At 59.0% G+C, this 13,997-nt stretch carries 12 protein-coding genes; 4 read left to right on the top strand and 8 right to left on the bottom strand.

Translation table 11 applies throughout. The features are described 5' to 3' along the window. Nucleotides 1-187 precede the first annotated feature (187 nt). The 3 genes from cdaR to dgt all read right to left on the bottom strand — a co-directional run bounded on the left by cdaR (nt 188) and on the right by dgt (nt 4,594). Nucleotides 188-1,345 (bottom strand): DNA-binding transcriptional regulator CdaR, encoded by a 1,158-nt coding sequence (gene cdaR, locus HF650_RS04545; RefSeq protein ID WP_187801365.1) that lies wholly within the window; start codon nt 1,343-1,345, stop codon nt 188-190. Nucleotides 1,346-1,507: 162 nt separating this feature from the next. Continuing rightward, nucleotides 1,508-2,944: a serine endoprotease DegP gene (gene degP, locus HF650_RS04540; protein WP_187801364.1), complete on the bottom strand. Its 1,437-nt coding sequence runs from the start codon at nt 2,942-2,944 to the stop codon at nt 1,508-1,510. A gap of 135 nt (nt 2,945-3,079) precedes the next feature. Next, nucleotides 3,080-4,594, bottom strand: coding sequence for a dGTPase (dgt, locus tag HF650_RS04535; RefSeq protein ID WP_187801363.1), 1,515 nt, complete (start codon nt 4,592-4,594; stop codon nt 3,080-3,082). A 106-nt stretch (nt 4,595-4,700) separates the two neighbouring features. On the opposite strand from dgt, the gene mtnN reads away from it, so the two are divergent. The 3 genes from mtnN to HF650_RS04520 are packed head-to-tail and all read left to right on the top strand — an operon-like array spanning nt 4,701 to nt 6,830. Next, nucleotides 4,701-5,399 (top strand): 5'-methylthioadenosine/S-adenosylhomocysteine nucleosidase, encoded by a 699-nt coding sequence (gene mtnN / locus HF650_RS04530; protein ID WP_187801362.1) that lies wholly within the window; start codon nt 4,701-4,703, stop codon nt 5,397-5,399. Further along, the gene (btuF, locus tag HF650_RS04525) at nt 5,392-6,192 is read left to right on the top strand and encodes a vitamin B12 ABC transporter substrate-binding protein BtuF (RefSeq protein ID WP_187801361.1); all 801 of its coding nucleotides are present in this window, start codon (nt 5,392-5,394) and stop codon (nt 6,190-6,192) included. The genes mtnN and btuF overlap by 8 nt, the downstream gene beginning before the upstream one ends. 14 nt (nt 6,193-6,206) lie before the next feature. Next, a complete protein-coding gene (locus tag HF650_RS04520) occupies nt 6,207-6,830 on the top strand; it encodes a TRIC cation channel family protein (protein WP_187801360.1) in 624 nt (207 codons plus the stop codon). Nucleotides 6,831-6,870: 40 nt separating this feature from the next. Here the strand turns inward: HF650_RS04520 and erpA are convergent, their stop codons facing one another. Next, the gene (gene erpA, locus HF650_RS04515; RefSeq protein WP_187801359.1) at nt 6,871-7,215 is read right to left on the bottom strand and encodes an iron-sulfur cluster insertion protein ErpA; all 345 of its coding nucleotides are present in this window, start codon (nt 7,213-7,215) and stop codon (nt 6,871-6,873) included. 81 nt (nt 7,216-7,296) lie between these two features. Next, nucleotides 7,297-8,703 (bottom strand): H(+)/Cl(-) exchange transporter ClcA, encoded by a 1,407-nt coding sequence (gene clcA / locus HF650_RS04510; protein ID WP_187802607.1) that lies wholly within the window; start codon nt 8,701-8,703, stop codon nt 7,297-7,299. Between the two features lie 168 nt (nt 8,704-8,871). Between clcA and hemL the strand changes: the two genes are divergently transcribed. Continuing rightward, the gene (hemL, locus tag HF650_RS04505; protein ID WP_187801358.1) at nt 8,872-10,152 is read left to right on the top strand and encodes a glutamate-1-semialdehyde 2,1-aminomutase; all 1,281 of its coding nucleotides are present in this window, start codon (nt 8,872-8,874) and stop codon (nt 10,150-10,152) included. 170 nt (nt 10,153-10,322) lie between these two features. Here the strand turns inward: hemL and fhuB are convergent, their stop codons facing one another. Genes fhuB through fhuC form a run of 3 tightly spaced genes read right to left on the bottom strand, consistent with a single transcriptional unit; the run spans nt 10,323 to nt 13,989 of the window. Further along, nucleotides 10,323-12,305: a Fe(3+)-hydroxamate ABC transporter permease FhuB gene (gene fhuB / locus HF650_RS04500; protein WP_187801357.1), complete on the bottom strand. Its 1,983-nt coding sequence runs from the start codon at nt 12,303-12,305 to the stop codon at nt 10,323-10,325. Further along, the gene (fhuD, locus tag HF650_RS04495; protein ID WP_187801356.1) at nt 12,302-13,192 is read right to left on the bottom strand and encodes a Fe(3+)-hydroxamate ABC transporter substrate-binding protein FhuD; all 891 of its coding nucleotides are present in this window, start codon (nt 13,190-13,192) and stop codon (nt 12,302-12,304) included. The genes fhuB and fhuD overlap by 4 nt, the downstream gene beginning before the upstream one ends. After that, nucleotides 13,192-13,989 (bottom strand): Fe3+-hydroxamate ABC transporter ATP-binding protein FhuC, encoded by a 798-nt coding sequence (fhuC, locus tag HF650_RS04490; RefSeq protein ID WP_187801355.1) that lies wholly within the window; start codon nt 13,987-13,989, stop codon nt 13,192-13,194. The genes fhuD and fhuC overlap by 1 nt, the downstream gene beginning before the upstream one ends. Between the last annotated feature and the right edge of the window lie 8 nt (nt 13,990-13,997).

Genomic DNA, 13,997 nt, shown 5'->3' with positions numbered 1-13,997 from the left:
CGGCACGATCGCGTAGGCCAGATAAGCACCTCACCCCTATCAAACCGACACGATCGCGTAGGCCGGATAAGCGCAGCGCCATCCGGCAAAAAGCAGCGCATAGGCCAGATAAGCACCTCACCCCTATCAAACCGGCACGATCGCGTAGGCCGGATAAGCGCAGCGCCATCCGGCAAAAAAACAAACCTCAATGTTGCTCATCCAGCTGTAACGCCACATAGAGCAGCAGCCTGTCGTCAAAATTCCCCAGATCCAGCCCGGTCAGCTCCGAGATACGGTTCAGGCGATACTCCAGCGTATTACGGTGGATAAACAGCGCCTTCGAGGTCGCCAGCGGCTGCACATTGTGGCGGAACCACGCCGTCAGCGTGCGCCGCAGCAAGCCATTATTATCCATCGCTTTCAGACGCGTTAACGGGCGCGCCAGCTCGTTGGCCTGCCAGCCGCCGCGCAGGCTGTCGAGCAGCACCGGCAGCATCAAATCCTGATAGAAGTAGCTGCGGTTCTCCGGCATCCGCTGTTTACCGACCATCATGGTAGTACGCGCCGTGCGGTAGGAGCGCGCAATACTGCCGGGGCCGGTAAAATAGTTGCCCAGCGCGACGCGAAATCGCAGCTGACCATTCTCTTTCATCCGCGTAATCAGCTGTTCGACACGCTTGCGGTGATCTTCTGCATCCCAGCGGCCAAACGGATTTAGCGCCGGTTTCAGCACCACCATTTCCGTCAGGGAGACGATGGCGATAAGGTTATTGCGCTCCGGCGTCGTCAGAGCGTTTTGTAGCTGCTGAAGTTCCGCCATTGCGCTATCGACGCCCAACTGGCCGCTATCAACCTCCACCACCGCCACCACGCGCGGCTGGTTAAGATCGATACCTAACCGCTGCGCCCACTCGGTCAGCGCTGGCGTGTGCTCCTCCGCCTGAATCAGGTTCATTACCAGCTCTTCGCGCAGGCGGCTATCCTGCGCCAGCAGATGCATCAGCCGGGACTGCTCCAGCATCATCTCCGCCGTCATACAGACCAGCTCGCCATATTTACGCAACGTTTCCGGTTCGCCGGTCAGGCCGATGACGCCAACAATCTCCCCTTCGAGGCGCAGTGGCAGGTTGATCCCTTGGCGCACGCCGTGCAGATGGCGCGCCACCGCATCATCGATATCGACCACCCGCCCCTGGGATAGCACCAGTAGCGCGCCTTCGTGCAATTCACCAATGCGCTCGCGATCGCCGCTGCCAATAATCCGCCCGCGCGCATCCATCACGTTGATGTTTGTATCGATGATACGCATGGTACGCGCCACGATATCCTGTGCCATTTTGGTATCAAGATGCCAGCCAGCCATGTAACCCTCCCCGGTGCAGAGGCCAAGCATATGGCAGAAAATTGACCCGCGCATTGTGCGGATGCACAAAGCGGCAGTGAGAAGTGTGGAGTTGTGGAAGGGTTCACAAAAAGGGCGAGAAGCCCCTCCTCCCCGCAACGGGGAAGAGGGTTGTACAGAGGATTACTGCATCAGCAGGTAGATTGAGGTGTCGCCACGCTGGATGTTCAGCGCCAGCACCGACGGTTTGCTGTCGAGAATTTTGCGCAGTTCAGCGATGTTTTTCACCGGCTGCTGGTTCGCGCCGAGGATCACATCACCTTTTTTCAGGCCGATTTGCGCCGCCGGGCTATTCGGTTTCACCGCATTCACCACTACGCCGCCATCTTTGCCCTTGTTGCTCATCTCAGCCCCTTCGATACCGCTGAAGATGGTGCTGGACTCAACCTGGTTCTGGCTGCTCTGTTGTAGCTCAAGGGTTACGTTGACCGGTTTGCCGTCGCGCAGCATACCCAGCGTAACTTTGCTGCCAATCGGCATTGAACCGACTTCCGCGCGAAGCGCCGCAAAGCTGCTGATCGGTTTGCCGTTGAGCGTGGTAATCACGTCACCCGCCTTGACGCCCGCTTTTGCGGCGGCAGAGTTTGGCATCACCTGGCTGACAAACGCCCCGCGCTGGGCATCGACCTTCATCGCTTTCGCCAGCTCAGAGTTCAGCTCGGTGCCCATAATCCCCAGCTCACCTCGGCGCACCTGACCATACTGCACCATCTGGCTGGTGAGGTTTTTCACCATATTGCTCGGGATAGCAAAGCCGATCCCGATGTTGCCACCGTCCGGCGCGAGGATAGCGGTGTTAATCCCAATCAGCTCGCCGTTGAGGTTAACCAGCGCGCCACCGGAGTTACCGCGGTTAATGGCGGCATCGGTCTGAATAAAGTTTTCATAGTTTTCCGCATTCAGGCCGCTACGACCGAGCGCCGAGACAATCCCGGAGGTGACGGTTTCGCCAAGGCCAAACGGGTTACCAATCGCCACCGTGTAATCGCCGACGCGCAGCGCATCGGAGTCGGCAAGCTTAATGGCAGTGAGGTTTTTTGGATCCTGAATCTGGATCAGCGCGATATCGGAGCGCGGATCTTTGCCCACGACTTTAGCGTCAAATTTACGCCCGTCGCTGAGCTGTACTTTGATGGTGCTGGCGTTATCGACCACGTGGTTGTTGGTAACAACGTAGCCTTTCGCCGCGTCAATGATGACGCCGGAACCCAGCGCCATAAATTTCTGCTGCTGGCCGCCGCCCTGCCCATCCGGGCCGGCGCCACCCTGGCAGAAGGGGGAGCTCTGGAACGGTGAACCATCCTGGCAGAAGGGTGAGTTATCACCGAAGAATTGCTGGAAGTTACGCGGCATGCGCGGCGTGTTCACCGTGGTGCTGCCTTCAACGTTAATACTCACGACTGACGGCATCACCTTTTCCAGCATCGGTGCGAGGCTTGGCATCTGCTGCGATGTTGCGGTGGTTGACGAGGCTGTTTCTGCTGCCGTCGCAGACAGAGGAGACAGCGCAAAACTTAAACTTAAAGCCAGTGCACTCATTGCTAACGTTGTTTTTTTCATCTCTCTCAATCTCTTTTCTGATTAACGCGAACTGCTGTGTATGTGTCACTCAGAGTCGATTTATAGCGTGAAGTTCAGGCCTTAAGCTTCTGGAAAAAGTAAAAAAATATTGTCGCTCTTTACAATTCAGCGGGATTATTCAACCGCCATTAAACGACGATATTCATCCCATGAATATAGATCCGTCATTCCGCTAATATAGTCCTGAATTAATCGACAACGGTGATAATACTCCAGCACCGAATAGGCTTCGTCGTCGGGCGATAATTTGCTGACCGCTTCGACGTAGGCTAACCGGTGGCGCGTCGACAGTTTCTGATAGAGGCGCGATTCAATCGGGAAACGGCGCAGACGCTCTTTTTCCACCAGCTCGGTAAAGTCCGCCAGCGATAATTGCAATAGGGGTCGATAAATTTCCAGCAGCCCACTGATAACGCGGTAGCCCTGTAATTCCAGCTGCTCCACGTCGGGGTGGCTGAATACCTGTTTAATGGCGACGTTTTTATATAATTCAAGCAGCTGGCTGAAACTACTGTCATCTTCCAGCAGCGCGTGGTTGAATTCGCCGCTGAAGATTTGCGGCAGGTTGTCAATAAAGCGCTGGGCGGCATAGGGCACCAGCTTATTAAGCGTGTTGACGCGTAAATACATAAAGAATTGATCTTCAGCGCTGCGGCTCATGGAATTCGCGCGCGATTTATCCCACGCATTTTCGACAACCTGAGCAAACAGCGATCCCTTTTCATGCTCGCCCCACGCCTCGTAAAGATGCTGATAGAGCTGCTCGGCGGAAAATATGCGCTTCTCAACTGCATCTTCGAGGTCAGCCACGCAATAGGAGATGTCATCCGCGGCTTCCATTATCCAGGTCAATGGAAAACGGCTAAAAGTGTCGAGGTTTAACTCTTTACGCAGCCGCTCAACGTAGGCCTCTTCTGAGAAATAGTAGCCTGGCTTTTTCATTAAATAGCTGTGGGAGGCGGGCGGATCACCAACCCACCACGCCGGACGGGTATATTTTAAAATACAGCCGACCTGCGCCCAGGTGAGATTCATGCGCATCAGGGTATGCACCATGCGAATACCCTGCGCGTTGCCTTCGAAGTGGCTTAAGTCATGACGCACTTTACTGCGCAGCGCGTTAAGCTCTCCCTCCCCTTCACGCAGGCGCAGAGCCACCACTTCGCAGCGATCTTCAGCCAAAGGCTCGCCGAGGGCATCATCGGGTGCCAGCCGCTGGCGGAACCAATCATTAATCGCCGCTTCACCAAAGTGCCCGAACGGCGGATTGCCGATATCGTGCATCAGGCAGGCCATCTCGACGATACTCTCAAACGGCCCGGTTAACTCATCCAGCCCATACTTCTCCAGCAGGCGCTGCTCTTTCAGCCGGCTTAAAATCTCTTTGGCGATATAGCGCCCGACCTGCTGAACTTCCATAGAGTGCGTTAAACGGGTGCGAACCGCCGCGTTACGCTCAAGAGGAAAGACCTGGGTTTTCTGCTGTAAACGCCGGATGGCGGCGGAGTTGATGATACGCCCGCGATCGCTTTCAAAGATGCGCAGGATCTCATGTTCGGTTTTCACGCCCTGCGGCGAGCGATACCGGCGATGCCAGTTGATCTTGTTGCGAAAATCGATGTCGTCCATTTCCTCTCCTCTACGCAGGCGCACGGGGTGTCATGCAATTGTGTATGCCATGATAGACTATGCCCTGTAAACCTATTCCTGCCTTATCACATTAGCGAGTATCTCCATGAAAATTGGCATCATTGGTGCAATGGAAGAAGAAGTTACGCTGTTGCGTGACAAAATCGAAAACCGTCAGACGCTGAATATTGGCGGAAGCGAAATTTACACCGGTACGCTGAATGGCACTGACGTGGCCCTGCTCAAGTCCGGTATTGGTAAAGTTGCCGCCGCGATGGGCGCAACTCTGCTGCTGGAGCACTGCAAGCCGGATGTGATTATCAATACCGGCTCCGCAGGCGGCCTGGCCCCGACGCTGAAAGTGGGCGATATCGTGGTCTCTGATGAAGCGCGTTATCACGATGCGGACGTTACCGCCTTTGGCTATGAGTATGGTCAACTGCCGGGCTGCCCGGCGGGCTTTAAAGCCGATGAGAAGCTGGTGCTGGCGGCAGAAGCCTGCATCGGCGAGCTGAACCTGAACGCGGTGCGCGGGCTGATTGTCAGCGGCGATGCGTTCATCAACGGTTCTGTTGGCCTGGCGAAAATCCGCCACAACTTCCCGCAGGCGGTTGCCGTAGAGATGGAAGCGACCGCTATCGCTCACGTTTGCCACAACTTTGCCGTGCCGTTTGTGGTGGTTCGCGCCATCTCCGACGTGGCGGACCAGCAGTCTCACCTGAGCTTTGATGAGTTCCTGGTAGTGGCGGCAAAACAGTCCAGCCTGATGGTTGAAACCCTGGTGCAGAAACTGGCACGTGGGTGATCCTCTTTTCAGGGCGCTCGCCGCCCTGCTTCTGTTTCTGCCGGCGTGGCTCTTCGCTGCGCCGCGCGTTATTTCGCTCTCTCCGGCCAATACCGAACTGGCTTTTGCTGCCGGTATCACGCCCATTGCCGTCAGCAGTTACTCCGACTATCCCCCCGCCGCCGCGCAGATTGAGCAGGTAGCCAGCTGGCAAGGGGTTAATCTCGAACGCATTATCGCCCTGAAGCCCGACTTGGTTTTGGCCTGGCGCGGAGGCAACGCGGAGCGTCAGGTCGATCAGCTGAAAAAGTTTGGCATCCACGTGATGTGGATTGATGCCACCTCCATTGAAGAGGTCGCCCAGACGCTACGCCAGCTCGCTCCGTACAGCCCGCAGCCCGCGCAGGCGGAACAGGCCGCGCAGCAGCTGACGAGCGCCTATGAAACCTTAAAGTCTCGCTACGCGACGCAGCCGAAAAAACGTGTCTTTATGCAGTTCGGCATTCAGCCGCTCTTCACCAGCGGGAAAGGATCGATTCAACATCAGGTGGTGGCGCTGTGCGGCGGGGAGAATATCTTTACCGAAAGCCGTGTACCGTGGCCGCAGGTGAGCCGTGAACAGGTGCTGGCGCGCCATCCGCAGGCAATTATCATCGCGGGTGAAGAGAAGGCGCAAACGCGCGTAAAAGCGTTCTGGGGCGACCAGCTGAATGTGCCAATTATTTCTCTGCACGATGACTGGTTTGAACGGGCGAGCCCGCGTATTATCCTCGCCGCTCAACAACTCTGTTCTGCCCTTGCGCAGGTGAAATAATCGGGGAATGAACCATGCTGGTCTACTGGCTGGATATTATCGGCACCGCCGTTTTCGCCATCTCAGGCGTTCTGCTAGCCGGAAAGTTGCGGATGGATCCCTTCGGTGTGCTGGTGCTGGGCGTGGTCACCGCGGTCGGCGGCGGCACCATACGCGATATGGCGCTGGCGCATGGGCCGGTCTTCTGGGTGAAAGATCCCACCGACCTGGTGGTGGCGATGGTCACCTGCATGCTAACCATTATTTTAGTGCGCCAGCCGCGCCGCTTGCCAAAGTGGGTATTGCCTGTGCTGGATGCGGTTGGTCTGGCGGTGTTTGTCGGTATTGGCGTCAATAAAGCATTTCTCGCTGGTACCGGCCCGCTGGTGGCGATCTGTATGGGCGTGTTGACCGGCGTTGGCGGCGGCATTATCCGTGATGTTCTGGCACGCGAAATACCGATGATCCTGCGCACCGAAATTTACGCCACGGCCTGTATTGCAGGGGGGATCGTCCACGCTACAGCGTTCTACGCTTTTGCCGTGCCGCTGGAGTCAGCGAGTATGGTAGGAATGGGGGTCACGCTGGTAATTCGCCTGGCGGCGATCCGCTGGCACCTGAAGCTGCCAACCTTTGCGCTGGATGAAGCGGGCCGTTAAAAGCGGAGTAAATGCCGGTATTACCCGGCATTTTACGTAATCAGATGCTGAACGACGAACCGCAGCCGCAGGTGCTGGTCGCGTTCGGGTTAGTCACCACGAAGCGGGACCCCTCCAGACCTTCGGTGTAATCCACCGAACCGCCCACCAGATATTGCAGGCTCATTGGGTCAACCACCAGGCCAACGCCCTGCTTCTCAATGGTCATATCGCCGTCGTTAACCTGATCGTCAAAGGTAAAACCGTACTGGAAGCCGCTGCAACCACCACCGGTGATGTAGACACGCAGTTTCAGATTAGGGTTCTCTTCGTCCGCGATCAGGCTTTTTACTTTATTGGCTGCTGCGTCGGTAAACTGCAGCGGCAGCGCTACGTCATCACTCATGTCTTGCTCCCGTTAATACGTCGACCTGGGCAAATATTGACCCGATCATGGCGGCTATTATCCATTAGGGTAGTAAATCCTTCAAGTACTCTCCCGCGGCAGCGCACGCTCAGCGGCGGCCTCCTGCCTGGCAAGCGTACGTGCCAGGATGGCGGAATAGAGCGGTTTACCGCCCAAAAACTGGGCTAACAGTGTCGCACCAAGGCAGGTAATGATCATTGGCAAAATAAGCTGATAATTGTCAGTCATTTCCAAAACTAGCACGATCCCGGTCAACGGCGCGCGCAGCGAAGCGGCGAGTAACGCCCCCATTCCGGCGACGGCAAAGGTCGCTGCATCGAGCTGGTAATGGGGAAAAATCGCCATGCTCGCCGCGCCGAAGGCCATGCCGAGCACGGTGCCTAACGACAGCATCGGCGCAAAAATACCGCCCGGCGCGCCGGAGCTAAAGCAGAGCAGCGTCATCGCCACGCGGATAAGAAAGATAAACAGCAGCGCGCTGAGGCCATAATTCCCGGCAGACGCGATAGGGATCAGCGCAAAACCGCCGCCGGAGAGCGCGGGAGCCATCAGGCCGAGCACGCCGCAGGTTCCGCCAATCAGACCGCCTATCAGCACCCACTTTCCAGTCTTACCGCCGTGCAGGCGCTGAAACAGATCCTGGGTACGCAGCACCAGCGTGTTAAACAGCGGGCCGACACAGCCAAACACCATTCCCAGCAGCAGATAGAGCCACAGGGTATTTACCGGCGCATTACTCAATTTACCGACATCAATGACCGCCGCTTCACCGTTAAACAGGCGAAAGACGATGCTCGACATAATGACGCCGGTAAAGACAGCCTTGATGGAGATAAGGTTGTAGTGAAACTGCGAGCGCATCTCCTCAATGATAAAGAGAATGCCCGCCAGCGGCGCGTTAAAAGCCGCAGAGAGCCCCGCCGCCGCGCCGGTTGCCAGCAGAGTGTGGCGCGCTTCACCGCTGCGCAGACGAAAGAGATCGCACACCATTCGCCCGACGTTGCCGCCAATCTGCACCGTTGGCCCTTCGCGCCCCAGCACCATGCCCGCGCCCAGCGTGCCCATGCCGCCGAAAAACTTCACCGGCAACACGCGCCACCAGCGCACCGGGCGCAGATCCTCCAGCGCGCCTTCGATCTCCGGAATACCGGAGCCGCCCGCTTCCGGCGCGAAGCGGCGTACCAGAAAGTAGCCAATCATCGCCAGCAGCGCCGAGGCGATAAAGGCCAGCGGCCAGACAACCGCGCTGTTGGCCACCTGCGCCAGCGCGCCAATGCGCAGGTTGATCACCGCGTTAACCGCCTTTTCGAAGGCGACGCCCACCAGCCCGGTAAGCGTTCCCGCTACGGCTGCCACCACGAGGATCGCCAGCGGCGTTTTATCACGTTGCAGCATTCGGCGCAGAATATCTCTGCGTCGGCGTCGTTCAACCTGCTGCTGTTCAAATGAGGGAGTGTTTTCTGACATCGGCTCTGATACGTCATACAAAAGGAGTATTGTAGCCACCCGTTGCCGCCGCGTCGCGGGCAAAATCCCTGCAAAATATGTCCTTCTTCCCGGCAAAACTTTCATCCGCTTCCGGTAATCACATAGAATGAGCGGCAACGATTTTTTCCAGCAACCAGGAATGAAAGCATGAGTAAGTCTGAAAACCTCTTTAATACAGCGCGACAGCTTATCCCTGGCGGGGTCAATTCACCGGTACGCGCCTTCACCGGCGTTGGCGGTACGCCGCTGTTTATCGAGCGCGCTGACGGGGCTTATCTGTACGATGCCGACGGCAAAGCCTATATCGACTACGTTGGCTCCTGGGGACCGATGGTGCTGGGCCACAACCACCCGGCGATCCGCAATGCGGTGATTGAAGCGGCCAGCCGCGGGCTGAGCTTCGGCGCGCCGACCGAGATGGAAGTGAAAATGGCGGAGCTGGTGACCGAACTGGTGCCAACGATGGATATGGTGCGTATGGTCAACTCCGGCACCGAAGCGACGATGAGCGCTATCCGTCTCGCGCGCGGTTTTACCCATCGCGACAAAATCATCAAATTCGAGGGCTGCTACCACGGCCACGCTGACTGCCTGCTGGTGAAAGCGGGTTCCGGCGCGTTAACCCTCGGTCAGCCGAACTCACCCGGCGTACCGGCGGATTTCGCCAAACACACTCTCACCTGCACCTATAACGATCTCGACTCGGTACGCGCAGCGTTCGAGCAGTATCCGCAGGAGATCGCCTGTATCATCGTTGAGCCGGTCGCAGGCAACATGAACTGCGTCCCGCCGCTGCCGGAGTTCCTGCCGGGCCTGCGTGCGCTGTGCGACGAGTTTGGCGCGCTGCTGATTATCGATGAGGTGATGACCGGTTTCCGCGTCGCGCTGGCAGGTGCCCAGGCTTACTACGATGTGGTGCCGGATCTGACCTGCCTTGGCAAAATCATCGGCGGCGGCATGCCGGTAGGTGCCTTCGGCGGTCGCCGCGACGTGATGGAAGCACTGGCACCGACCGGGCCGGTCTACCAGGCGGGCACGCTTTCCGGTAACCCGATTGCGATGGCAGCGGGCTTCGCCTGTCTGAACGAAGTGGCGCAGCCGGGCATTCACTCTACCCTGACCGATCTGACAACTCGCCTGGCGGAAGGTTTGCTGAACGCCGCGCAGGAAGCAGGCATCGGGCTGGTGGTGAACCATGTCGGCGGGATGTTTGGTCTCTTCTTTACCGACGCGCAGAGCGTGACGAGCTATCAGGATGTGGTGAAGTGTGATGTTGAGCGTTTTAAACGCTTCTTCCATCTGATGCTGGAGGAAGGGGTTTACCTGGCACCGTCCGCGTTTGAAGCGGGCTTTATGTCCGTAGCCCACAGCGTTGAAGATATCGATAACACCATCGACGCCGCGAAGCGCGCATTCGCGAAGCTGTAATGCCCTGCTGATATCGGGGAATTGCCGGATGGCGCTGCGCTTATCCGGCCTACAAAATCATCGTGCTGATATCGGGGAATTGCCGGATGGCGCTAACGCTTATCCGGCCTACAAAATCGTGTTCTCTGCCTTCGTAGGCCCGGTAAGCGCTAGCGCCACCGGGCACTTTTTTAGCGGCTCTGCTTTCTCAGCAGATAGATAAAGTATGGCGCGCCGATAAAGGTCGAGAGCAGCCCCGCCGGGATCTGGAACGGAAACAGCACCATCCGCCCACACCAGTCGGCAAATACCAGCAACACGCCCCCCACCAGCGCGGAGATGACCATATGCGGCATCGTACGCCGAAAGCCCATCATGCGCGCGATGTGCGGTGCCATTAGCCCAACAAAACTGAGCGGCCCAATAGTCATCGTCGCTACTGCCGTCAGCGCGGCTGCCAGCAGCAGCAGCACAATACGCGACGAAGTCAGCGCCATCCCTACCGAGCGCGCACTCTCCCCGCCGAGCGGCAGAATCATCAGCCAGCGGCGGCAGAGCGGGGTTAACGCCAGCAGCACCACCATCACCACCGCGCTGCGCACCACCAGCTCACCGGAAGCGTTATAGGTGCTACCGGAGATCCAGGTCAGGATCGTCGCCATACGCGGATCGCCGCTCGCCTGCAACATCATCAACAGCATGGTAAAGGCGGTACTGAGTGCCATCCCGGCCAGCAGCATGCGGTGCGGTGAAAAGCCGCCGCGTCCGGCGGCGAGCATAATGATCAATAGCGTTGCCGCCGCGCCCAAACTCCCGGCAGGCAGCAGCCAGCCAAAAGCGTTGCCCGGCACAAAGAAGAGCATTAACACCACGCCAAACGCCGCGCCGGAGCTGATGCCCAGCACTTCCGGGCTGGCCATCGGGTTACCGGTCAGACGCTGGATAATGCACCCCGCCACCGCCAGCATCATCCCAGCCGTCAGCGCGGCGATAATGCGCGGCCAGCGCCAGGGCAGCAGTTCATCCAGCAGCGCGCCGCTGGCCCACTGCCAGCCATGCGCGTCGCGGCCAAAACTGAGCGCCGCCCACATCGCCAGCAGCAGTAACAGCAGGCCACCCAGCGCAAACCACAATACATGCCCGCGCTCGGGGCGGATCTTATCCCCGCCATCCATCGCCGGGGCGCTCATACTGCGCAGACGCGGCAGCAGCCAGAGCAGCAACGGTGCGCCAATCAACGCCGTCATCGACCCGGTGGAGACCTCCATCCAGACGCGCGTCAGCCAGAGGATCACCTGATCGGAGAGCCAGAGGATCAGCGCGCCAATCAGCGGGGCCAGCATCAGGCGCGTCAGCAGACGCCGTGCGCCAAGCATCTTTGCCAGCAGCGGCGCGAAGAGGCCGATAAACCCGATAATGCCGACCGCGTTAACCAGCAGCGCACTCAGGGCAATGGCCAGCGTTAACGCCGCCAGCCGCGCCAGCGACAGCGCCAGCCCAAGGTTGCGCGCTACGCCATCATCCAGCCCCATTAAGGTGAGCGGACGCAGCAGCAGCAGCGTTAATACCGTGCCGCCCAGCAGCTGCGGCCAGAGACGCTGCACCACGCTCCAGTCAGTCTGCGTCAGCGTACCGGTGCTCCACAAAAACATGCTTTGCAGCTGGTCGTGGTGAAACAGCGCCAGCAGCTGGTTGATCGCCCCGCAATAGAGGCTGACGACCAGGCCCGCAAGAATTAAGGTCACCGGGGAGAGCCGTTTTCCCCACGCCACGCCAAACACCAGCGCGCCGACGCCGCAGGCACCGACCAGCGCCGCAAACTGCGCGGCCATTACGCCCGGGATCGCCCACAGCGTAGTGATGGTGATGCCGAGCTGGGCACCGGTCGCCACGCCAAGCGTGGTCGGCTCCGCCAGCGGGTTACGCAATACTTGCTGGAACAGCACGCCCACCAGCCCAAGCCCGGCGCCGACCAGCAGTGAGATCGCCAGGCGCGGCAGCAGGCTGTAGTGAAACAGCATCTGATCGATACGATCGATATTGGGCGTAAAGAGCGCTTGAGACCACTGAGCGCGCGGCAGCGCAAGGGTCAGGTTGTACCAGGTTAGCCCGGCTGCCAGGGTAAACAGTACCGCCAGCAGCAGCGCCGATGAGAGGGAGAAGCGACGGATCATGCCCGGCCTCCCAGCGCGTTATCCAGCACGCGGGTAAAATGCATGGCGGAGAGCGTCGCGCCGTAGAACCAGACCGCCGGCACGCGCTGAAAACGCCCCTGGCGCACAAACGGCATCGCCTGCCAGAGCGGTGTCGCCATCACTTTTTGCATATCCTGTTCATTGTTGTGATCAAAGCAGATCACATCCGCGTCTTTATAGGCGGCAAGCCGATCGATGCCGACTGCCACGCTACCCCAGAAGGTCTGCTCGCCCAGCCAGGCATTACGAATGCCGAAGTCATCGAGTACTTCCTGAAACAGGCAGTTGGCACCGAATACCAGCACATGGCGCGGATCGAGCAGGGTAATCATCAACAGCGGGCGGTCGCCGCGCCGGGCAAAGCGCGGCTTGGTGGCGCTCATCAGCGCATCGAACTGCGCGAGATGCTGTTTCGCCTGCGTCTCTTTGTTGAGCAACTGCGCCATCTCGTTCAGCGAGCGTCGGGCCATCGCCAGCGGCTTTTTGCCGTCGCTAAAGGTAAACCCGCGCCCCGGGGCAATGGTCGCCAGCTTCGCTTCGGAGGGGCCATAGCCCGCCGACCAGACCAGCAGCGATGGCTTCATCTGCGTCAGCAGTTCGAGGTTCGGTTCGGTACGCAGGCCAACATCTATCACCGACGCCGGCAGGGACGGTTCGTTGACCCAGGTATTGTAATTTTGCACATCGGCGACGCCGTAGGGCATCACGCCCAGCGCCAGCAGCAGCTCAACCGGCAGCCACTCAAGAGCGACTACGCGCTGCGGATCGACGCTCGCGGCCTTCGCACCGCGCATCTGCCAGAGCAGCGGCGACAGCGCCATGGCCGTCAGTAAACGTCGACGGCTGATTTCAGGAGTAGCGGCCATCAGTAGACAAAGCTCACGGGCGCGGCACCGGCCGGATGTGGCAGGATCCCCATCGGGATACCATAAATTTGCTCCAGCGTCTCGGCGCGCATTAAGGCCTCCGGCGCGCCTTCAGCGATCATCTCGCCGCCGCGCAGGGCCACCAGGTAGTCACAGTAGCGCGCCGCCATATTGATATCGTGCAGCACGGCAATCACCGTCAGCCCGCGCTGCTGGCTTAAGCGGTGCACCAGCGCCAGCACATCGACCTGATGGGCGATATCAAGCGCGGAGGTCGGCTCATCAAGCAGCAGGCAGCGGCTGTCCTGCGCCACCAGCATGGCAATCCACGCACGCTGGCGTTCGCCACCGGAGAGGCTATCCACCAGCCGGTGCGCCAGCGGTTTTAAACCGACCAGCGCAATCGCCTCCTCCACTTTCTCCCGATCAGCCACGCCAAAACGCCCCAGCGCTCCGTGCCACGGATACCGCCCAATCGCCACCAGTTCGCGCACGGTCATCCCTTCCGCCTGCGGCAGCTGCTGCGGCAGATAGGCGACTTTGCGGGCGAAAGCTTTACTGCTCCAGCTCTCCAGCGGCTGCCCGTCGAGCAGAATCTCGCCCTCAGAGGGTGCCTGATGGCGGCCAAGCATCTTCAGCAGCGTCGATTTACCCGAGCCGTTATGACCAATCAGGCCGGTCACTTTCCCGCTCGGGAAGGTCAACGACAGCGGATGCAGCAGCGTGCGTCCCGGCACGCGAAAGGTGACATCGTTCAGTTGAAAGGTGGTATCGGGAAGCGTTTTGTTTTCCTGCATGGTTGCCA

This window comes from Kosakonia sp. SMBL-WEM22, from assembly GCF_014490785.1.
In the GTDB taxonomy this organism is placed as follows: domain Bacteria; phylum Pseudomonadota; class Gammaproteobacteria; order Enterobacterales; family Enterobacteriaceae; genus Kosakonia.
This window is presented reverse-complemented; position numbering and strand designations above follow the sequence as displayed.

Excerpts from the sequence above, each read along its gene's own strand:
- fhuB (WP_187801357.1), bottom strand. The coding sequence starts at position 12,305 with ATGATCCGTCGCTTCTCCCTCTCATCGGCGCTGCTGCTGGCGGTACTG.
- hemL (WP_187801358.1), top strand. The coding sequence starts at position 8,872 with ATGAGTAAGTCTGAAAACCTCTTTAATACAGCGCGACAGCTTATCCCT.
- mtnN (WP_187801362.1), top strand. The coding sequence starts at position 4,701 with ATGAAAATTGGCATCATTGGTGCAATGGAAGAAGAAGTTACGCTGTTG.
- erpA (WP_187801359.1), bottom strand. The coding sequence starts at position 7,215 with ATGAGTGATGACGTAGCGCTGCCGCTGCAGTTTACCGACGCAGCAGCC.
- clcA (WP_187802607.1), bottom strand. The coding sequence starts at position 8,703 with ATGTCAGAAAACACTCCCTCATTTGAACAGCAGCAGGTTGAACGACGC.
- fhuC (WP_187801355.1), bottom strand. The coding sequence starts at position 13,989 with ATGCAGGAAAACAAAACGCTTCCCGATACCACCTTTCAACTGAACGAT.
- dgt (WP_187801363.1), bottom strand. The coding sequence starts at position 4,594 with ATGGACGACATCGATTTTCGCAACAAGATCAACTGGCATCGCCGGTAT.
- degP (WP_187801364.1), bottom strand. The coding sequence starts at position 2,944 with ATGAAAAAAACAACGTTAGCAATGAGTGCACTGGCTTTAAGTTTAAGT.
- fhuD (WP_187801356.1), bottom strand. The coding sequence starts at position 13,192 with ATGGCCGCTACTCCTGAAATCAGCCGTCGACGTTTACTGACGGCCATG.
- cdaR (WP_187801365.1), bottom strand. The coding sequence starts at position 1,345 with ATGGCTGGCTGGCATCTTGATACCAAAATGGCACAGGATATCGTGGCG.
- HF650_RS04520 (WP_187801360.1), top strand. The coding sequence starts at position 6,207 with ATGCTGGTCTACTGGCTGGATATTATCGGCACCGCCGTTTTCGCCATC.